Origin of the sequence: Hymenobacter sp. IS2118 (assembly GCF_000715495.1) — a bacterium.
Lineage (GTDB): Bacteria > Bacteroidota > Bacteroidia > Cytophagales > Hymenobacteraceae > Hymenobacter.
Map to the genome: position 1 here is coordinate 71,345 of NZ_JNLX01000184.1, position 21,269 is coordinate 92,613.

Genomic DNA, 21,269 nt, shown 5'->3' on the forward strand with positions numbered 1-21,269 from the left:
GCTCAGGCCAGTCCAATCAGATGGTCATAATCTCTGATTCCTTCTTGCTGAGCGTCTTTTCAACCTCTGCGATGTAAGTATCCGTCGTTTTCTGCACCTTTTCCTCAGCGCTCTTGACGGCATCTTCTGAAGCGCCTTCTTTGAGCAGCTTACGCAGCGACTCGTTCACGTCCTTACGGATGCCGCGCACGCGCACTTTGCCAGCTTCCGACTCGTTTTTGGCCTGTTTCACCAAATCCCGGCGGCGCTCTTCGGTCATGGCCGGAATGTTGAGGCGCACGCCATCGGCATCCGAAACGGGGTTCAGGCCCAAGTCGCTGTTTTTGATGGCTTTGGAAACCTCAACAACCATGTTTTTCTCCCACGGCTTGATGAGCAGCGAGCGGGCATCGGGGGCAGTGATGGTGGCAATCTGGCTAATGGGCGTAGACGTACCGTAGTAGTCCACGCGCAGGCCGTCGAGCATGGCCGGGGAGGCCTTGCCAGCGCGAATGCGGCTCATTTCCACGTTTACATGCGCCAGGGCCTTGCCCATCGATTCGGCAAGCTCGTCGAGGTAAAACTGAATTTCTTCGTCCATTTCGTTTCTGGTTGTCAGTTGGTGGTTGTCAGTTGTCAGGCTGATGACCAGTTTTCGGTGCAAACTAACAACCGACAACCAGCAACTGACAACTAAAAATTACGCTTGTTCCGGCTGATTGTCTGCCAGCGGCTGCAACAGGCTTGGCTTGGGGTCCGGCAGAGGCTTACGGCCGTCGCGCCCGCCGGGGCGACCGTCGCTCACCAGCGTACCCATGGCCTCGCCGTCGAGCAGGCGCTGCAGGTTGCCCGGCGTGTTCATATCGAATACGATGATGGGCAGGTTATTCTCTTTGCAGAGCGTGAAGGCCGTCATGTCCATCACGTTCAGGTTCTTGTTGAGCACCTCGTCGAAGGTGATTTCGTGGTAGCGCGTGGCCGTGGGGTCCTTTTCGGGGTCGGCGGTGTAGATGCCGTCTACCCGTGTGCCCTTCAATACCACGTCGGCCTCAATTTCAATGGCCCGCAACGACGCCGCCGAGTCGGTGGTGAAATAAGGTGAGCCAATGCCGGCCCCAAAAATCACCACGCGGCCTTTTTCCAGGTGCCGCACGGCCCGCCGCCGGATGTAGGGCTCGCACACGCGCTGAATGGTGAGGCCCGAAAGCAGGCGCGTGCTCACTTCCAGCTTCTCCAGGGCGCTTTGCAAGGCCATCGAATTGATAACTGTGGCCAGCATGCCCATGTAGTCGCCCTGCACGCGGTCGAGCCCGAAAGCTTCAGCCTCCACGCCACGGTAGATGTTGCCCCCGCCAATAACGACGGCCACTTGCACGCCGGTGGCGGCTACCGATTTAATTTCGGATGCGTATTGCATCAGCCGCTCGGCGTCGATGCCGTACTGCTGCTGGCCCATTAGCGCTTCGCCGCTGAGCTTTAGAAGGATGCGGTGGTATTTCAAATCGAAGTAATTGAGTAATTCGGGATAAGTTAATGGCGGCCGCTACGAGAACTGCACCAGAACCTGGCCTTTCTGTACGTTGTCGCGCAGGTTCACTTTGAGGCTGCCCACAACGCCATCGGCGGGTGCTTTGAGAATGTTTTCCATCTTCATGGCCTCCAGCACCAGCAGGGGCTCGCCTTTGAGCACGGCCTGGCCGGGTACCACCCGAATGTCGACGATGAGACCGGGCATCGGGGCCTTCAACTCGTTGACTTTGGCCGCGCTGGCGTTGCTCATGCCCAAGCGTTCGAGCAAGAGGTCGAACCGGTCTTTGGCGTTGAGCTCGACGCACTGCCCGTTTATTTTCAGGACAATATTCTTGGCGGCGTAGTCCGTTGATACAACTTCCGCATTATAGGAGCGACCTTCGTGCAATACGTGAAACCGACCTTCACCCAAATCCACTATGTCCCAGGCAAAAGCCTCGCCATTGAGCGTAATTGTATCGGCGGCGCGGTAGTCAACTTGCCAGAGTTGTTCGGGGCCGGTGCTGATTTGTAGCATCTGAAGCGAATAGGGTGGGAGGGAAGCGGGGGTTAAAGGTAGGTCAAATCTCAAATTAATTCAGAAATTGAGGCGTTTTTCGCCTGTTATCGTTGGCATGAGGTATTTGGTTTCGGGCTTCACCGGTCTGCTGTTATTCATTCACTTGCTGGCTGCCGCCCAATCATCGGGGCCGGGAGCCCGGAAGCCCGGGACCAAGGCGCCCGTGAACAAAAAAGCCGTGCCGGCCGCCGCACCCGCATCGGCGTCAGCCGGGCTGGTAGTGCCCTCGTGGCTACCCGCTGAAGCTCCGCTACAACCGTCCGCTACCATTCTGACAAATGTGGAGGATACCAAGCTCGACGTTCGGTTCGACTACAAAAAGCAGCACCTGCTGGGCACGGCGGTACTCACCCTGCGCTCGCATTTCTATCCGCAGTCCGAGGTTGCGCTTGACGCCAAGGGTTTTGATATTCAGAAGGTCGAGCTTGTTGGCGAAAAGAAAAACAAGACGCTGGCTTATACCTACAACAAGCGTACTCTTGTCATTGCCCTCGACCGCCCATACGCGCGCACCACGCCTTATCAGATACGCATCGTGTACGTGGCCAAGCCCAACGAGCTGCCGCAGGGCGGTTCGGCGGCCATCCGGGCCGATAAGGGCCTCTACTTTATTAATCCATTAGGTACGGAAAAGAACAAGCCGCGCCAAATCTGGACGCAGGGCGAGACCGAAGCCAGCTCCTGCTGGTTTCCCACCATCGACAAGCCCAACCAGCGCATGACCCAGGAAATCAGCCTGACTGTAGAAAAGCAGTTCAAGACGCTTTCCAACGGCTCGTTAATTTCCTCTAAGGCCAACGCCGACGGCACCCGCACCGACATCTGGAAGCTGAGTGCCCCCCACGCGCCCTACCTGGCCTCAATGGTGGTGGGCGAATTTGCCGTGGTGAACGACTCCTGGCACGGCAAGCCTGTAGACTACTACGTGGAGCCCCAGTACGCCGGTACTGCCCGTGCCATCTTCGGCCGCACGCCCGAAATGATGGATTTCTTCTCCAAACGCCTGGGCCTGGAATATCCGTGGGAGAAATACGCGCAAATAGCGGTGCGCGACTACGTGAGCGGCGCCATGGAAAACACCACGGCTACCACGCACGGCAGCTCCATTCAGGCCACGCGCCGGGAACTGCTTGATGCCAACTACCAGAGTGGCGAGTCTACCATTGCCCACGAGCTGTTCCATCACTGGTTCGGCGACTACGTTACGAGTGAGTCTTGGTCCAACCTGCCACTGAACGAATCGTTGGCTGATTACTCGGAGTTTCTCTGGGCCGAGTTTAAGCTGGGCGCTGACGAGGCCGGCCTCGTGCAGGAAATCAAAATCAACAACTACCTCGAAGAAGCCCTGTCTAAGCGCGAACCGCTCATCCGCTACCGCTATAATAGCCAGGAGGACATGTTCGACCGGCATTCGTACGACAAAGGCGGGCGCGTAATGCACATGCTCCGCAAGTACGTGGGCGACGAGGCCTTCTTCGCTTCTTTGAACCGATACCTGGTGCAGAACAAGCATTCGGCCGTCGAAATATCCAAGCTGCGCACGGCATTCGAAGAAACCACCGGCGAAGACCTGACCTGGTTTTTCAACCAGTGGTTTATGCAGCGGGGGCATCCGGAGTTGCGCATCAGCCACTCTTACGCCAGCGGGCAGGTGACCGTGCGGGTACAGCAAATACAGGATACCCTGTTCCAACCCGTCTACCGTTTGCCGGTTACCGTAGCCGTCTGGACCAATAACAACCAGCCTACCGAGCACCGCCTCACCGTCACCAAAGCCAGCCAGACCTTCGTGCTGCCCGCCAGCCAGAAGCCCAGCCTGGTCAAGTTCGATAACGAAATTCAGCTGCTAGCCCAGTTCGAGGAAGACCGGACGCAGGAGGAGCTGATATTTCAGTTCTACCACGCTAAGGGCTACCAGCAAAAGGCCGAAGCCATGGAGCTGCTTCAGAATAAAACCACAGATTTGGCCGTGAGCAGCATGCTGCGCAACGCCATGAACGATAAGTTCTGGGCCGTCCGCCGCTCTGCCCTCGACCACCTGCGCCGTTACCGCGGGCCCGAGCCGGAAGCCATGCGCAAAGACATCCAGCGGCTTGCCAGCACTGACCCTAACCCACGAGTGCGGGCCCAAGCCATTACCACCCTGGCTACTTTGGCTGAAGGCGATTTCGGCCCTCTTTACGGTGCGGCCGTCAACGACAGCTCGGCCCTCGTGGCTGCCGCCGCAGTGGAAGTATTAGCCAAAAAACCCAGCGAAAATTCCCGTCAACAAGTCGGGGCGCTCGATAACACGACTAGTAGCCCGCTTATCCTGGCCGTGGCCAATTATTATGCTTCCAATGGCGGGCTCGACCAATACAGCTGGTTCCTGCGGCGCCTGCCCGACGTTGTGGAAGCCGACCTCTACGCCTACTTTCAGGCATTCGGCACCCTCATGACACACATCCCGCCCGTGGAGCGCGACAAGGGCCTGAAAATTCTGGAGGAGTATGCCCGCACTGCCCCGCGCTACGAGGTACGCCTCGGGGCTTACCGCGGCCTTGCACTGCTCGTTCCTACCACTCCCGCGCTGAAGGCGGTACTCCAAAACATCCGCGACAAGGAAACCGACGACCGACTCAAAGCATTTTATAACCTTATGTAAGAGGACCTGAGGATATTTTTCAGAAAAAAGTATCACCTTTTTTTACTTCAGCGCTTGCACCTTGCCATAAAACCCTTAATTTTGCGACTCCTTACGAAACACTACTACTTCGGTAATAGGTAAAACAAAAGGGAAAGGCTTTCTGGTAATCGACCAGCAAGCAATAAATTGGGGAGGTTCCAGAGCGGCCAAATGGGACAGACTGTAACTCTGTTAGTGTAAACTTTCGAAGGTTCGAATCCTTCTCTCCCCACTTTTTATAGGCCAACTGCGGGAGTAGCTCAGCTGGTAGAGCGGCAGCCTTCCAAGCTGCAGGTCGCGGGTTCGAACCTCGTCTCCCGCTCATTTTTTAGCATAAGCCGTTTTAGCTCAGTGGTAGAGCACTTCCTTGGTAAGGAAGAGGTCATGGGTTCAAATCCCATAAATGGCTCAGATTATAACACCAGTCCAGCGGTCCTGAAATGTCAGGCCGCCGGCTCGGTTCTCTCAGGCAAGCGACGCACAGTTTTCTATTTCAGTAGGGGCTGAGTCTCGCTTTCTTCGTGTAGGTTCCGATTTTACTTTTATTCAACTTCACCACCCCTTTTTTACTCTTTACAATGGCTAAAGAAAATTTTGACCGGTCCAAGCCGCACGTAAACATCGGTACCATCGGTCACGTCGACCACGGCAAGACCACCCTGACTGCTGCTATCACCCAGGTGCTGGCCGGCAAAGGCTTGGCCGAAAAGCGCGACTTCGGTTCGATTGACAACGCCCCCGAAGAGAAAGAGCGTGGTATCACTATCAACACTTCGCACGTAGAGTACTCGACGGTTAACCGTCACTACGCTCACGTTGACTGCCCCGGTCACGCCGACTATGTGAAGAACATGGTAACTGGTGCTGCCCAGATGGACGGTGCTATCCTCGTGGTGGCTGCCACCGACGGCCCGATGCCCCAGACCCGTGAGCACATCCTGCTCGCTCGTCAGGTAGGTGTCCCTCAGCTGGTGGTGTTCATGAACAAAGTAGACATGGTGGATGACCCCGAGCTCCTCGAGCTGGTGGAAATGGAAATCCGTGAGCTGCTCTCGTTCTACGACTTCGACGGCGACAACATTCCAGTTATCCAGGGTTCAGCCCTCGGTGGCTTGAACGGCGATGCTGCTTGGGTAACCAAAATCGAAGAGCTGATGGACGCAGTTGACTCGTTCATTCCGATTCCTGCTCGTCTCACCGACCTGCCCTTCCTGATGCCTGTTGAGGACGTGTTCTCGATTACCGGCCGTGGCACTGTTGCTACCGGTCGTATCGAGCGCGGCATCATCAACTCGGGTGAGCAAGTTGACATCCTGGGTATGGGTGCTGCTGCCGGCCTGAAGTCGACGGTTACGGGTGTGGAAATGTTCCGCAAAATCCTTGACCGTGGCGAAGCTGGTGACAACGTAGGTCTGTTGCTCCGTGGCATTGAGAAAGAAGCCATCCGTCGCGGCATGGTTATCTGCAAGCCCGGTTCGGTAACTCCTCACGCGAAGTTCAAGGCTGAGGTGTACGTTCTCTCGAAAGAGGAAGGTGGCCGTCACACGCCGTTCTTCAACAACTACCGTCCGCAGTTCTACCTGCGTACCACCGACGTTACCGGCATCATCACCCTCCCAGAAGGTGTTGAAATGGTAATGCCCGGCGACAACATCACCATCACCGTGGAGCTCATCAGCAAAGTGGCAATGGAGAAAGGCCTCCGTTTCGCTATCCGTGAGGGTGGCCGTACGGTAGGTGCCGGTCAGGTAACCGAAGTTCTCGACTAAGCTGCGGCTTAATTAGTAAAAAAGGCCGCTCTCGAAACATCGGGGGCGGCTTTTTTACGCTGAAACAGAAGCCAGTATTTGTTTTCTCTTCTGTTTCTCTTACCTTTGCACTCCCTTTAGCGAAATGCGTGTAAGGGGAATGTGAATAAACGAGTGTGGTGCAGCGGTAGCATACGGGTCTCCAAAACCTTTGACGGGAGTTCGAATCTCTCCACTCGTGCCATTTGGGTCAGTTGGCCCGTTCCATGTTGTCATCAGCGGCAACGCTGCTATTTCCTCAATCGATGGACAAACTGAGCAATTATTTCCGCACTACCGTTGAGGAGATGCGTTACAATGTAACGTGGCCCTCGATGACGGAGCTGCAAAAAAGCGCTGGTCTCGTGCTGATTGGTTCGCTCGTGTTTGCCATCGTGGTAGGCATCATGGATATTAGCTTTGAAACTGTCCTCAAAGCTTTCTATAACTCGTTTCGCTAATCAGCAATCAAGATGGGCGAATTGAAATGGTACGTGGTCCGCTCCGTGAGCGGCCAGGAGAAAAAAGCCAAAAACTATCTCGAAACCGAACTCGGCCGTCATAACCTGACCGAGTTGGTGCCGCAGGTACTGATTCCGGTAGAGAAGGTGTTTGAGATGCGCAACGGTAAGAAGCGCGTCCGCGAGCGGAACCTCTACCCCGGTTATATCATCATCCACGCCGACCTCGGCCACGGCGAAGTGGACCACATTATCACCAGCACACCCGGTGTGATTGGTTTCCTTGGCGACAAGGATAAGAAGGACGCTTCAAACAACAAGCCTGTTCCACTGCACATTTCTGAAGTGAACCGGATTCTCGGTATCGTGGATGAAGCCGAACAGCAGGTTGATGCCGCCCTCGACAAGCCCTACGTAGTGGGTGAGCTTGTGAAAGTGGTAGACGGCCCCTTCAATGGCTTCTCCGGTAATGTGGATGAGGTATTTGAAGAGCGTAAGAAGCTGAACGTAGTCGTGAAAATCTTTGGCCGTTCGCAGCCGGTAGAGCTCAGCTACACCCAAGTAGAAAAAGAGGTTTAATAACCCATCAATTATACCACGCCGGCTAAATGCTCCGGGTCGGCGGGGCTTCCAAAACAGGAGTTTACTAAACTGAGGCAAGCGCGAGTTACGACGCAGGAGCCCCAGACTATACAATCAAATGGCCAAAGAAATCAGAGGTTATCTGCGTCTGCAGATAAAGGGAGGCTCAGCGAACCCATCGCCGCCGGTAGGACCTGCACTTGGTAGCAAAGGCTTGAATATCATGGAGTTTTGCAAGCAGTTCAATGCTCGCACCCAGGATAAAGCCGGTCAAGTGTGTCCTGTACTTATTACCATGTACACCGACAAGTCGTTCGACTTCGTGGTGAAGACGGCACCGGCTCCGGTGCTGCTCATGGAAGCTGCTAAGTTGACGAGCGGTTCGAAAGAGCCCAACCGGAACAAAGTGGGCTCCGTGACGTGGGACCAGGTGCGTACCATTGCCGAAACGAAAATGGTTGACTTGAACGCCTTTAAGGTGGAGTCGGCGATGAAGTCGATAGCTGGTACGGCGCGTAGCATGGGCATTACCATCAAGGGCGATTCTCCTTTTGCTGAATAATTAAACGGAGAAAAGACAGATGGCACAAGTAAGCAAAAAGCGCAAGGAAGCCCTTGCCAAACACGACCTGACGCAAATGCGCAGCCTCGTGGAAGCCGCAATCGTGGTGAAGGACATTACCTACACCAAGTTCGATGCTTCAGTAGATATTGACGTTCGCCTCGGCGTGGACCCTCGCAAAGCGGACCAGATGGTGCGCGGCGTGGCCACCCTGCCCCACGGCACCGGCAAAACCGTTCGCGTTCTGGCTCTGGTTACTCCCGACAAGGAGGCTGAAGCCCTGGCCGCCGGCGCCGACTTCGTGGGTCTGGACGACTATATCTCGAAAATCGAGAAAGGCTGGACCGACATCGACGTCATCATCACCATGCCCGCCGTAATGGCTAAGGTAGGTCGCCTGGGCCGTGTGCTCGGTCCCCGTGGTCTGATGCCGAACCCGAAGTCGGGCACCGTAACGACCGACGTCGCTAAGGCGGTGCAGGAAGTGAAGGCTGGTAAAATCGACTTCAAAGTCGACAAAACCGGTATCATTCACTGCTCCGTGGGTAAAGTATCGTTCGACCCGAGCATGCTGGCCGAAAACGCTCTGGAGGTAATCCAGACGTTGGGTCGCCTGAAGCCGTCGTCTTCGAAAGGTACTTACATCAAGAGCATCACGCTCAGCAGCACGATGTCGCCCGCCGTTCCGGTGGACACTCAGGTAAACTCCGCTAGCTAATTAAACCAACCAAACATGACTCGGGAAGAAAAACAAACCCTCGTGGATGAGTTGAGCGGAAAAATGCAATCGCACAACTCGTTCTACATTGTCGATGCTTCGGTGATGTCGGTGGCGAAAATCAACGACTTCCGTCGTCTGGCGTTCAATCGCGGTCTGGAATACAAGGTGTACAAAAACACCTTCATCCGGAAAGCGCTTGATACCCTCGGCCACGATACGTCGGAGATGGATGCCGCGCTGAAAGGCCAGTCGGGCGTGTTGTTCTCTACGGAGAGCGGCTCGGCTCCTGCCAAACTGCTGCGCGACTTCTACAAGGCCCAGGCTTACGGCCGTGGCGTTACGCCCAAGCCCGTGCTGAAAGGCGCTTACGTAGATGCCAGCATCTACATCGGCTCCGACCAGCTCGAAGGTCTCACGACCCTCAAAGGCAAGCAGGAACTGCTCGGTGAACTCATCGGTCTGCTCCAGTCGCCCGCCAAAAATGTTATCTCGGCTCTTCAGAGCGGTGGCAACAAACTGGCCGGTATCCTCAAAACGCTTTCCGAAAAAGAGGCCGCCTAAGCGCCCACTCTTTTTCGACTTCAACAATAAATTTTCAACAACACATTTTTTTAACAATCTACAGAAATGGCAGATTTGAAAGCATTCGCTGAGCAGCTTGTAAACCTGACGGTGAAAGAAGTAAACGAATTGGCAACCATCCTGAAGGACGAGTATGGCATCGAGCCCGCTGCTGCTGCTCCCGTAATGATGGCTGGTGGCGGTGGCGCTGCTGCTGACGAGGCTCCTGAGGAGAAGACGTCGTTCGACGTTATCCTGAAGGCTGCCGGCGGCGCTAAGCTGGCCGTAGTTAAGCTGGTGAAGGACCTGACCGGCCTCGGCCTGAAGGAAGCCAAAGAGCTGGTTGACGGTGCTCCTAAGGCCGTGAAAGAAGGCGTAACCAAGGACGAGGCTGAGTCGCTGAAAAAGCAGCTCGAGGAAGCCGGTGCTGAAGTAGAGGTTAAGTAATTTCTGCTCCTGAAGCATCTCCGGACCCGCTTCGAATAAGGATAGACCTGGCAACTTAGCCAGGTCTTTTCCTGTTTGTAGCGTGTCAACTGCGCGAGCCAACCAGTTCGCGCTTTTGCTATGTCAGCTAACTATCTTGTTGCATAGGTAGTTAAGGGGTGCAACGCACCGCTGACGAGCCGCTTTACGGCTTCCCTTTTTTACGCTTCTGTGTCCATCTTATAATCCCCATCGCATTGGCTACACCGAAAGCAAAGACGGCCGCGCTCAAAAAGACCGCCGACGCGCGAATCAATTTCGCCAAGATTAAGAAGGTTATCGAGTACCCGGACTTCCTGGACGTGCAGGTTCGCTCGTTCCAGGAATTCTTTCAGTTGGAAACCGCTGCTGAGCGTCGTTCTAACGAAGGATTGTTCAAAGTGTTCGCCGAGAACTTCCCCATTTCGGATTCGCGCGAAAACTTCGTACTGACCTTTATCGACTATCACGTTGACCCACCGAAATATTCGGTTGACGAATGCATCGACCGTGGTTTGACTTATTCAGTTCCGCTGAAAGCCAAGCTGCGTCTGGTGTGCAATGATAAGGACAACGAGGACTTCGAAACGATTGAGCAGGAGGTGTTCCTCGGGAACATTCCTTACATGACCGTGAAGGGTTCGTTCGTTATTAACGGTGCCGAGCGCGTTATCGTATCGCAGCTGCACCGCTCGCCGGGCGTATTCTTCGCCCAAAGCAAGCACACGAACGGCACCAAGCTGTATTCGGCCCGGATTATCCCGTTCAAAGGCTCGTGGATTGAATTCGCCACGGACGTGAACAACGTGATGTATGCGTACATCGACCGGAAGAAGAAATTCCCGGTGACGACGCTGTTGCGCGCCATCGGCTACGGCACCGACAAAGACATTCTCGACCTGTTCGGGCTGTCGGAGGAAGTGAAGTCCGATAAGAAAAACCTCAAAAAAGCCGTTGGTCGCAAGCTGGCTGCCCGGGTGCTCCGCACCTGGACGGAAGACTTCGTGGACGAGGACACCGGCGAGGTAGTGTCGATTGACCGCAACGAAGTATTGCTGGAGCGCGATGCTACGATTGAGGAAGCCGACATCGACGTGATTTTGGAGGCCGGCGCGAAGTCGGTTATTCTGCACCGCGAGAATGTGAACATCGCGGACTTCGCGATTATCTATAACACGCTGCAGAAAGACAACTCCAACTCGGAGAAGGAAGCTGTGGAGCAGATTTACCGTCAGCTCCGGAACACGGAAGCTCCCGACGAAGAAACCGCTCGTGACATCATCCAGAAGCTGTTTTTCTCGGATAAGCGCTACGACCTCGGCGAGGTGGGCCGCTACCGGATTAACAAGAAGCTCCAGATTGGCATGGACCAGGAGTCGCGCGTGCTGACCAATGAGGACATCGTTCTCATCGTGAAGTACCTGATTGGCTTGAGCAACTCGAAGGCCATTGTCGATGACATTGACCACTTGAGCAACCGTCGCGTGCGCACCGTGGGCGAGCAGCTTTACGCCCAGTTCGGCGTGGGCCTGGCCCGGATGGCACGTACCATTAAGGAGCGCATGAACGTGCGTGACAACGAGGACTTCAAGCCGGTAGACCTGATTAACGCCCGGACGCTGTCCAGCGTTATCAACTCGTTTTTCGGTACGAACCAGCTGTCGCAGTTCATGGACCAGACCAACCCGCTGGCCGAGGTGACGCACAAGCGTCGCGTATCGGCACTCGGGCCGGGAGGTCTATCGCGCGAGCGTGCTGGCTTTGAAGTACGTGACGTTCACTATACGCACTACGGCCGTCTTTGCACGATTGAAACGCCGGAAGGACCAAACATTGGTCTGATTTCGTCGTTGTGCGTGCACGCTCGCGTGAATGCTATGGGATTCATCGAAACCCCTTACCGCGACGTGAAAGGCGGCAAGGTGGACATGAGCCCGAACGTAAAATTCCTGACTGCTGAGGAAGAGGACACCCACCACATTGCGCAGGCCAACTCCCTGCTCGATGAGAAGGGTAACCTGACCCAGGAGCTAGTGAAAGGCCGTTTTGAAGGTGACTTCCCGGTGGTGAATCCGTCGGAATACTCCTACATGGACGTGGCCCCGAACCAGATTGTATCGGTTGCTGCTTCGCTGATTCCGTTCCTGGAACACGATGACGCCAACCGGGCCCTGATGGGCTCGAACATGCAGCGCCAGGCCGTGCCGCTGCTCCGTCCTGAGGCTCCGATTGTGGGCACGGGTCTGGAAGCACGGATTGCCAGCGACTCGCGGACCCTGATTATGTCGGAAGGCGAGGGCGTAATCGACTACGTTGATGCCAACAAAATCGTGGTGAAGTACGACCTCACGGAGGACGACATCATGGTGAGCTTCGATGCAGAGCGTATTACGTACGACCTCATCAAGTTCCGTCGTACCAACCAGGACACCTGCCTCAACCTGACGCCGCTTGTGAAGCGCGGCGAGCGGGTGACCAAAGGCCAGGCGCTCTGCGAAGGCTACGGCACCAACCAAGGCGAGCTCGCCCTGGGTCGCAATATGCAGGTGGCGTTTATGCCCTGGCAGGGGTACAACTTCGAGGATGCCATCGTCATCTCGGAGCGCGTGGTGCGCGACGACATCTTTACCTCAATTCACATTGAGGAGTTTGAGCTGGAAGTGCGCGAGACTAAGCGCGGCGAAGAAGAGCTGACTTCGGAGATTCCGAACGTGAGCGAAGAAGCCGTGCGCAACCTTGATGACAACGGCATCATCCGCCTCGGCGCGGAGGTGAAGGAAGGCGACATTCTGATTGGTAAAATCACGCCGAAAGGTGAGACGGACCCCACGCCGGAAGAGAAGCTGCTCCGCGCCATCTTCGGCGACAAGGCCGGCGATGTGAAGGATGCCTCGCTTAAAGCGCCGCCCTCCCTGCAGGGTGTGGTTATCGGCACCAAGCTCTTCTCGCGTCCTAAGAAAGACAAGAACCTCCGGGCCAAGTCGAAGAAGGAAGTGGAAGACCTGAAGGCGACCTACGCGCAGGAATTGCGTGGCGTAAAGGCCATCATGGTTGATAAGCTGGTGCAATTGCTGGAAGGCAAGACGAGCCAGGGCATCAAGCACCGCTTCGGCGAGGAGATGATTTCCAAAGGCGTCAAGTTCAACCGTAAGAACATCAACGAGGGGATGTTCCCCGAGAAGAATCCTTACAAGGACGAAAGCAACTACGCCGTTCCGGAAGAGGTGAACCTGTTTAAGGACCTGATTCTGGAAGGCTGGACGGCTGACGCCCGTGTGAATGGCCTGGTGCTGACGCTGGTGCGTAACTACGCCAAGCGCCGCAACACCATCACCGCGAAGTTTAAGCGTCAGCGCTTTACCCTGGAAGTAGGGGATGAGCTGCCCGCTGGCATCGTGCAGCTGGCCAAAGTATACATCGCCAAGAAGCGCAAGCTGAAGGTGGGTGATAAAATGGCCGGCCGCCACGGTAACAAGGGTGTAGTAGCCCGCATCGTGCGCGATGAAGACATGCCCTTCCTGCCCGACGGTACGCCAATGGACATCGTGCTGAACCCGCTTGGTGTACCAAGCCGGATGAACATCGGTCAGATTTACGAAACCGTACTCGGCTGGGCCGGTCTGAAATTGGGTCGCACCTACGCTACCCCGATTTTCGACGGTGCTACCGAAGATGAAGTGGCGCACGAGTTGACCGCGGCCAACCTGCCCGACTGGGGCCGTGCATACCTGCACGATGGCCTGACAGGCGACCGTTTCGACCAGCCGGTAACCGTGGGCGTGATTTACATGCTTAAACTCGGTCACTTGGTTGACGACAAGATGCACGCTCGTTCCATCGGGCCGTACTCGCTCATCACGCAGCAGCCGCTGGGTGGTAAGGCGCAGTTCGGTGGCCAGCGCTTCGGCGAGATGGAAGTGTGGGCACTGGAGGCCTTCGGTGCTTCCAACGTGCTGCAGGAAATCCTGACCATCAAATCGGATGACGTGGTGGGCCGCGCTAAGGCGTACGAAGCCATTGTAAAAGGTGACATTCTGCCCAAGCCGAATATCCCCGAGTCGTTCAACGTGCTGCTCCACGAACTGCGTGGCTTGGCGTTGGAGATTACGATGGAATAGGTTTTTAATGATTAGTTGTTAAGGGTTAGTGGTCAATCTCAAAATGACATTAATCACTAACCGTTAACAACTAACCATTAATTGACTGGCAGGCAACAGGAGGCGCTGATTGAGCGACTCTGGTAACGAAAGATGAGAAAACGCTTCGGTGAAAGAGGAGCGGGGGCTGTTCCGAGATATGGTCAGTGCAGCATCAACCCCCAGTGAATCCTAACCGAAGGCCTTCTTATCGGTCAGTTCTGCCGTCAGATTTAATAAATAGACCTTTTTGAAGTGCCTTTGCCCGACATACCTATCTGTTACGCAAAGGCACTTTTTGAAGTGTCAAACTGTTTGAACCTCTTGCGTGCTTCTGGCGAAGGACGAAGAATCAGGCAGCTCAAAGCCAACAGCTACTAGCTTAACCCCAATCAAATGGCTTTCGCAAAAAACAAGAAAATAGTTCAGGACTTCTCCAAAGTCACTATTTCGCTGGCCTCGCCCGAAGCAATTCTGGAGCGCAGCACCGGCGAAGTGGTGAAGCCTGAAACCATCAACTACCGCACGTACAAGCCCGAAATGGGTGGCCTGTTCTGTGAGCGGATTTTCGGTCCTGTGAAGGACTGGGAATGCCATTGCGGCAAATACAAGCGTATTCGCTACAAAGGCATTATCTGCGACCGTTGCGGCGTGGAAGTGACCGAGAAGAAAGTGCGCCGTGAGCGCATGGGCCACATCGAGCTGGTGGTGCCCGTTGCTCACATCTGGTACTTCAAGTCGCTGCCAAACAAAATCGGCTACCTGCTGGGCCTGCCCACCAAGAAGCTCGACCAGATTATCTATTACGAGCGGTACGTCGTGGTTCAGCCCGGCGCTCTGGCCGAAGAAGGGGTGCAGATTCTCGACTTCCTCACCGAAGATGAGTACCTGGACATCATCGACAAGCTCCCCCGGGAGAACCAGATGCTGCCCAACGAGGACCCCAACAAATTCATCGCCCGCATGGGTGCTGATGCTCTGCATATGCTGTTGGAGCGCATCAATCTGGACGAGTTGAGCTACTCACTGCGGGACTCCGCGGCCCACGAAACTTCGCAGCAGCGTAAGGCTGAGGCGTTGAAGCGTCTGCGCGTAGTGGAAGCTTTCCGTGACGCCGCTACCCGCGTGGAGAACCGCCCCGAGTGGATGGTTATCCGCATGGTGCCCGTTATTCCCCCGGAACTGCGCCCGCTCGTTCCGCTCGACGGTGGCCGTTTCGCCACTTCCGACTTGAACGACCTGTACCGTCGCGTTATCATCCGTAACAACCGCCTCAAGCGCCTGATTGAAATCAAAGCGCCCGAGGTGATTCTGCGGAACGAGAAGCGCATGCTACAGGAAGCCGTTGACTCGCTGTTCGACAACTCGCGTAAGGTGAACGCCGTGCGCGCCGAAGGCAACCGCGCCCTGAAGTCGCTGTCCGATATGCTGAAAGGCAAGCAGGGCCGCTTCCGTCAGAACCTGCTCGGTAAGCGGGTGGACTACTCGGGTCGTTCGGTAATCGTCGTTGGTCCGGAGCTGAAGCTGCACGAGTGCGGCCTGCCCAAGAACATGGCAGCCGAGCTGTTCAAGCCGTTCATCATCCGCAAGCTCATCGAGCGCGGCATTGTGAAGACGGTGAAGTCGGCTAAGAAAATTGTGGACCGCAAGGACGCCGTTGTCTGGGACATCCTGGAGAATGTGCTGAAAGGCCATCCCGTGTTGCTCAACCGGGCTCCTACGCTTCACCGTCTGGGCATCCAGGCGTTCCAGCCGCGCCTCATCGAGGGCAAGGCTATCCAGCTGCACCCCCTCGTTTGTACGGCCTTCAACGCTGACTTTGACGGTGACCAGATGGCTGTGCACGTGCCCCTCGGCCCGGCCGCTATCCTGGAAGCTTCGATGCTCATGCTGGCCTCGCACAACATCCTGAACCCCGCCAACGGCGCGCCCATCGCGGTACCGTCGCAGGACATGGTTCTGGGTCTGTACTACGTTACCAAAGGCAAGCGCAGCACCGACGATGAGAAGATTCAGGGCGAAGGCCGTGTATTCTACTCGGACGAAGAGGTTGTCATTGCCCTCAATGAAGGCCAGCTTTCGAAGCACGCCTACATCAAGGTGCGGACGCAGATTCGTGATGAGAACGACGATTTGGTGACTAAAATCGTGGATACGGTGGCCGGCCGCGTGCTGTTCAACCAGATGATTCCCGAGGAGGTAGGCTTTATCGACGAGCTCCTGACGAAGAAGAAGCTTCAGCAAATCATCTCCACGGTATTTAAGCGCACGGGCATGGCTCGTACCGCTCAATTCCTGGACGACATCAAGACTCTTGGTTTCCAGTCGGCCTACAAAGGCGGCTTGAGCATGGGTCTGGGTGATATCCAGATTCCGAAAGAGAAGGACGAGCTGGTGCTGCAAGCCCAGAACGACGTGAAGGCCGTAACCCAGAACTACCAGATGGGTCTGATTACGGACAACGAGCGTTACAACCAGGTTATTGACATCTGGACGCGTATCAACAACCAAATCACGGAAACGCTGATGGGTCGTTTGGAGCGCGAAAACCAAGGCTTCAACTCCATCTACATGATGATGCACTCGGGAGCCCGTGGCTCGCGCGAGCAGATTCGTCAGCTGGGTGGTATGCGTGGTCTGATGGCCAAGCCGCAGAAGTCGCTGCAAGGCTCGATTGGTGAGATTATTGAAAACCCGATTCTGTCGAACTTCAAAGAAGGCCTCGACGTAATCGAGTACTTCATCTCGACGCACGGTGCCCGGAAAGGTCTGGCCGACACGGCGCTGAAGACGGCTGACGCCGGCTACCTGACCCGCCGTCTGGTAGACGTTTCGCAGGACGTAATCGTGAACGAGCCGGACTGCGGCACGCTGCGCGGTATCGAAACCTTCGCCTTGAAAGACAACGAGGACATCGTGGAGCCGCTGGCCGAGCGTATCCTGGGCCGCGTAACGGTGCACGATATCATCGACCCAATCACCGGTGAGGTCCTACTGACTTCGGGTTCCGAAATCAAGGAAGACACCACCCGCCGCATCGATGCCACGAGCATTGAGTCGGTGGAAATCCGCTCGGTGCTGACTTGCGAAAGCAAGCGCGGCATCTGCGCCAAGTGCTACGGCCGCAACCTGGCTTCGGGCCGCATGGTGCAGCGTGGCGAGGCAGTGGGTGTTATCGCCGCGCAGTCGATTGGTGAGCCCGGCACGCAGCTGACCCTGCGTACCTTCCACGTAGGTGGTACGGCTTCCAACATTGCGGTGGAGTCCAACATCAAAGCCAAATTCGCTGGTGTGGTGGAGTTCGAGGACGTTCGTACTGTGGCTACCACGACCGCCGAAGGCGTGAAGGGTGCCGTAGTAATGGGCCGCTCGGGCGAAGTTCGCATCGTGGAGAAAGGCACCGGCCGTGTCTTCACTTCCAACCACGTTCCTTACGGCTCTTTCATGCTCGTAACGGAGGGCCAGGAAGTGGAAAAAGGCACGGAACTGAACAACTGGGACCCGTACAACGCCGTTATTCTGGCCGAGTTTGATGGTACGGTGCAGTTTGACGCCATCACCGAAGGCGTTACTTTCCGTGAGGAATCGGACGAACAGACCGGTCACCGCGAGAAGGTGATTATCGAGTCGAAGGCTAAGGACCAGAACCCGTCCATCATCATCCGTCCCGGCAAAAAGGGCGATGCTGAAGGTCAGAAGGGTTACAGCATCCCCGTGGGCTCCCACTTGGCCGTTGAGAACAACGACAAAATCAAGGCTGGTCACATCCTCGCCAAGATTCCGCGTTCGGTGGGCAAAACCCGCGATATTACCGGTGGTCTGCCACGTGTAACGGAGCTTTTCGAAGCCCGGAACCCGTCGAACCCCGCCGTGGTATCGGAAATCGACGGCGTGGTAACCTACGGCACCGTGAAACGCGGTAACCGGGAAATCTACGTCGAGTCGAAAGACGGTGTCAAGAAGAAGTACATGGTGCCGCTGTCGAAGCACATTCTGGTGCAGGATAACGACTTTATCCGCGCCGGCATGCCGCTCTCGGATGGTGCCATCACGCCTTCCGACATCCTGAGCATTCAGGGCCCCGGCGCCGTGCAGGAATACCTCGTGAACGAGATTCAGGAAGTGTACCGCTTGCAGGGTGTGAAAATCAACGATAAGCACATTGAGGTGGTAGTTCGCCAGATGATGCAAAAAGTGGTGATTCTGGATGCCGGTGACACGTCGTTCCTCGAAAATCAGGTGATTGATAAAATCATCTTCATGGCCGAAAACGATATGATTATCGACATGAAAGTGGTGACCGAAGCCGGTGATTCGAGCAACATGAAGCCCGGTCAGATTGTGAATGCCCGTCGCCTGCGCGACGAGAATAGCAGCCTGAAACGCCGCGACCTTGCCCTCGTGCAAGTGCGCGACGCGCAGCCTTCGGTTTCGCGCCCTACGCTGCAAGGCATCACGCAGGCCTCGCTGGGCACGGCCTCGTTCATCTCGGCCGCTTCCTTCCAGGAGACGACCAAGGTGCTGAGCGAAGCCGCCATCCGTGGCAAGGCCGACCAGCTGCTGGGCCTGAAGGAGAACGTAATCGTCGGTCACCTCATCCCGGCCGGTACTGGTCTGCGCGAGTACACCCGCCAGATTGTCGGCTCGAAAGAGGAGATGGAAGCAGCCCAAGCCGCGCAAGCAGCCGAGGCCGCCGTTCCCGCCAAGCGCCCCAGCCGTGCTGGCAAGCGCGAAGTGTCGGCGGAGTAATCTGCCGTAGGTTTGTAATGGAAAAGCCGACTGGGGTAACCCGGTCGGCTTTTTCTGTTTTATTTGCTCCTTAAGATTTAAGAATGAGACATTATGAAACAAACTTTACCCACTTTCGCTCAAGTCAAAGCACAGTATGCTGACCAGTATATTCCTTACCAGACCCGACTTGGAACTCAAGAATGGAAAATTAAAAGGGATGCGATGGTTGAGCGTGATGAAGAGGAGTGTACGAAATGCGGTTGCCGACCGACAGATAACGTTTGGCTTGGTGGTAAGATGCATTATCTCTTATATGTGCCGTATGACCCAAATGAGGTAGTAGAGATAAATGGATTTACGTACACGGGCAAGGAATTGGGGTACGAAATCCATCAGTTAAACGCGGCAGTTGTTCTGCATGTACATCACTTATACTACATCACGTCGAAAAATCCCTGGGAATACGAAAATGATGCACTAGTGACATTGTGTAGTGACTGTCATTCAGAAGTCCACAGAACGGAGATAATTCCTGTTTACAAAGTTGAAAATGGACAACGGGAGAGAATTACTGGAGTAACATGTAGCCGTTGTAGTGGCGCAGGTTATTTTCCGCAGTATAAAAGCGTGGAAAATGGCGTCTGCTTCCAATGTAGAGGAAGCCGTTACACGAATCTGACTCTTTAAAATATTTACTGAACATGCAACCAACCGACCAAAACCCGGACCCGAACGCCATCAACATCGAGCTTTCCGAAGCCATGGCCGAGGGCGAATACGCCAACCTCGCCATGATTGCGCACAGCAACAGCGAGTTCGTGATTGACTTCATCCGCATGATGCCCGGTCTGCCCAAGGCCAAGGTGAAGGCGCGCATCGTCGTGACGCCCGAGCACGCCAAGCGCCTGCTGCAAGCCCTCACCGAGAACATCGAGCGGTTTGAAGCCGCCTTCGGCCCCATCAAGATGCAGAACGAAGCCCCGAGCTACCCGATGAACTTCGGCGGCGCAGTAGGGGAAGCGTAAGGGGAATAGAAGCTATAGTTGCGAAAGCGCCTTCCTGTTGCAATGGAGGCGCTTTCTGCTTTAAACAACATGGTAATAATACCCCCTATAACATGGATAAGAAGCGAATTCGAGGCCTAAAGCGGCACCTGCGCAATCACCAGCAATGGGCAACGATTCAGGAGCCATTCAACGAGGAACGCATTCGTAAGTGGCATTATGATTATGCACATTTAGGACTGAGCCCTTGGGCGGTGAATGACAAACCGCCGGTTGCTATCAGAAAACTGTGGGTAAGCCGATTGGTCGCCGACTACAAAGAGTGGTATAAGCAAATGCTTGCTCGATACACACAGACTAACCGCACTATGCAAGTTGGTGGCAAATCTGGGTCAGCAGCTCTTCTAAATAGGCATCGTTCCATCCGAGCCGCTTTCGTTTTTTCTTGATGCTGACCCGTGTGGGGTCCTGTTGCAGCAGGTTAAGCGCCATTTTGCGCACGAGGGCCAGGTTTTCCACGGCTTGGGCCTGGCGCAAGCGGTGGGCGTCTTCGCCCAGCGTCACGTCCAGGTGCCAGTGGAGCTTGTTTTCAATGGCCCAGTGGTCGCGCACGGCGGCCGTGGCCTGGGCCGGGGTCAGGCTCGCGCGGCTGCTGAGGTAGTAGCGCACGGCCTGCGACTGGGCCGGTCCGTCGACCGGGTGGCGGGTGGTCGCGACCCGGACCAGGGCGGCCAGCCCCGGCCAACGGCCTTCTTCATCGACCCAGCGCAGGTCGGTTTGGACGCTGACCTGGGTGCAGAGCGGGGTGTTGTGGGAGGCCAGGCTCCAGGATTCGAGCGTCTGCCGAGCGGGCACCTGAGCCAGGGCGCGTTCGGCCTCGGCCAAGAGCGTGGCCTGGTTCTCCTTGAGGGCCAGCAGGTAATCACCGCCTTGCTGGCAAATCTGGGCCGCGATGGCAGGTTGGCAGCTGAGCGCATCGAGGCTGACGAGGCAGCCGCGTACGTCGAGTAGGGCCAGTACGTCGGGGATGGCCGCCAGTTCGTGGCCTTTGCCCGCCGTGGCCACCTGGGCCAGGCTCAGGCCCTGGGCGCTGGCCACGGCCGACACCACGTGCAGCGCCTGCGGGCCGGAGCCGCGCAGGGTCTTACCGTCGATACAAACCTGGCCGAGTTGGTCGGCGGGCAGCACCTGCCGCATCCAGGCCAGAAAGGCCGCGTTGAACGCCGCCGCGTCCAGGTGCTGAAAGACCCGCCGGAAGGTATCGTCGGACGGAATACCGTTGTCCAGCGAGAGGTAGCGCCGAAAGACGGGTTCTTTCTGCTGGCCAAACCAGGCGATTTCCTCAAAATCGTCGGCCCCGCTCAGCACAGCTAGCACGCTGATAACGAGAATGTCTAATAGTTTGTGGCGAAAGTTTTTATTCTGCCGCCGGAAGTCCGGCACGTCGGCTAAGTGGGTGAGTAACGACATCGAACCAAGGGGGTAAGCCGCAAATTTACCCTTGCGCACATAGTGCGGTTAGTCTG

The 21,269-nt window shown here is 55.9% G+C and carries 16 protein-coding genes and 4 tRNA genes; 16 read left to right on the forward strand and 4 right to left on the reverse strand.

All coding sequences use genetic code 11. The features are described from left to right. Nucleotides 1-16: 16 nt before the first annotated feature. From frr to GM79_RS20100, 3 genes are all read right to left on the reverse strand, one after another. Nucleotides 17-580 (reverse strand): ribosome recycling factor, encoded by a 564-nt coding sequence (gene frr / locus GM79_RS20090; protein ID WP_035567376.1) that lies wholly within the window; start codon nt 578-580, stop codon nt 17-19. Nucleotides 581-679: 99 nt separating this feature from the next. After that, nucleotides 680-1,480 (reverse strand): UMP kinase, encoded by an 801-nt coding sequence (gene pyrH / locus GM79_RS20095; RefSeq protein ID WP_081867901.1) that lies wholly within the window; start codon nt 1,478-1,480, stop codon nt 680-682. Nucleotides 1,481-1,522: 42 nt separating this feature from the next. Continuing rightward, complete coding sequence (locus tag GM79_RS20100) at nt 1,523-2,026, reverse strand: biotin/lipoyl-containing protein (RefSeq protein ID WP_035567377.1); 504 nt, start codon at nt 2,024-2,026, stop codon at nt 1,523-1,525. Between the two features lie 97 nt (nt 2,027-2,123). On the opposite strand from GM79_RS20100, the gene GM79_RS20105 reads away from it, so the two are divergent. From GM79_RS20105 to GM79_RS20175, 16 genes are all read left to right on the forward strand, one after another. Next, nucleotides 2,124-4,712 carry a M1 family aminopeptidase gene (locus tag GM79_RS20105; protein WP_035567378.1) on the forward strand — a complete coding sequence of 863 codons (2,589 nt, stop codon included), beginning with the start codon at nt 2,124-2,126 and terminating at the stop codon, nt 4,710-4,712. Nucleotides 4,713-4,882: 170 nt separating this feature from the next. After that, nucleotides 4,883-4,965 (forward strand) — tRNA-Tyr (locus GM79_RS20110). A gap of 17 nt (nt 4,966-4,982) precedes the next feature. Beyond that, a tRNA-Gly gene (locus GM79_RS20115) sits at nt 4,983-5,055 on the forward strand. A 15-nt stretch (nt 5,056-5,070) separates the two neighbouring features. Next, nucleotides 5,071-5,142 (forward strand) — tRNA-Thr (locus tag GM79_RS20120). Between the two features lie 169 nt (nt 5,143-5,311). Next, entirely contained in the window at nt 5,312-6,502 is a 1,191-nt protein-coding gene (gene tuf, locus GM79_RS20125; protein ID WP_035567379.1) for an elongation factor Tu, read from the forward strand. A 149-nt stretch (nt 6,503-6,651) separates the two neighbouring features. Beyond that, nucleotides 6,652-6,725: transfer RNA gene (locus GM79_RS20130), tRNA-Trp, on the forward strand. A gap of 61 nt (nt 6,726-6,786) precedes the next feature. Further along, a complete protein-coding gene (secE, locus tag GM79_RS20135; RefSeq protein ID WP_035567380.1) occupies nt 6,787-6,981 on the forward strand; it encodes a preprotein translocase subunit SecE in 195 nt (64 codons plus the stop codon). Between the two features lie 12 nt (nt 6,982-6,993). Continuing rightward, the gene (gene nusG / locus GM79_RS20140) at nt 6,994-7,560 is read left to right on the forward strand and encodes a transcription termination/antitermination protein NusG (RefSeq protein WP_035567382.1); all 567 of its coding nucleotides are present in this window, start codon (nt 6,994-6,996) and stop codon (nt 7,558-7,560) included. A 121-nt stretch (nt 7,561-7,681) separates the two neighbouring features. Continuing rightward, nucleotides 7,682-8,125, forward strand: coding sequence for a 50S ribosomal protein L11 (gene rplK / locus GM79_RS20145; RefSeq protein WP_035567383.1), 444 nt, complete (start codon nt 7,682-7,684; stop codon nt 8,123-8,125). Between the two features lie 19 nt (nt 8,126-8,144). Beyond that, on the forward strand, nt 8,145-8,843 hold the full coding sequence (gene rplA / locus GM79_RS20150) for a 50S ribosomal protein L1 (protein WP_035567385.1): 699 nt from the start codon (nt 8,145-8,147) through the stop codon (nt 8,841-8,843). 15 nt (nt 8,844-8,858) lie between these two features. Further along, a complete protein-coding gene (rplJ, locus tag GM79_RS20155; protein ID WP_035567386.1) occupies nt 8,859-9,407 on the forward strand; it encodes a 50S ribosomal protein L10 in 549 nt (182 codons plus the stop codon). A 66-nt stretch (nt 9,408-9,473) separates the two neighbouring features. Beyond that, entirely contained in the window at nt 9,474-9,854 is a 381-nt protein-coding gene (gene rplL, locus GM79_RS20160) for a 50S ribosomal protein L7/L12 (protein WP_035567387.1), read from the forward strand. A gap of 290 nt (nt 9,855-10,144) precedes the next feature. Then, nucleotides 10,145-13,990, forward strand: a complete 3,846-nt coding sequence (gene rpoB, locus GM79_RS20165) for a DNA-directed RNA polymerase subunit beta (RefSeq protein WP_035567414.1) — start codon at nt 10,145-10,147, stop codon at nt 13,988-13,990. Between the two features lie 414 nt (nt 13,991-14,404). After that, a complete protein-coding gene (rpoC, locus tag GM79_RS20170; protein WP_035567388.1) occupies nt 14,405-18,757 on the forward strand; it encodes a DNA-directed RNA polymerase subunit beta' in 4,353 nt (1,450 codons plus the stop codon). Between the two features lie 93 nt (nt 18,758-18,850). Continuing rightward, entirely contained in the window at nt 18,851-19,426 is a 576-nt protein-coding gene (locus GM79_RS25130; protein WP_152560110.1) for a hypothetical protein, read from the forward strand. A 14-nt stretch (nt 19,427-19,440) separates the two neighbouring features. After that, nucleotides 19,441-19,764 (forward strand): DUF3467 domain-containing protein, encoded by a 324-nt coding sequence (locus tag GM79_RS20175; RefSeq protein WP_035567389.1) that lies wholly within the window; start codon nt 19,441-19,443, stop codon nt 19,762-19,764. A gap of 345 nt (nt 19,765-20,109) precedes the next feature. On the opposite strand, the gene GM79_RS20180 is transcribed toward GM79_RS20175, so the two are convergent. Further along, nucleotides 20,110-21,213, reverse strand: coding sequence for an ISAs1 family transposase (locus GM79_RS20180; RefSeq protein ID WP_035559885.1), 1,104 nt, complete (start codon nt 21,211-21,213; stop codon nt 20,110-20,112). Nucleotides 21,214-21,269: the final 56 nt, after the last annotated feature.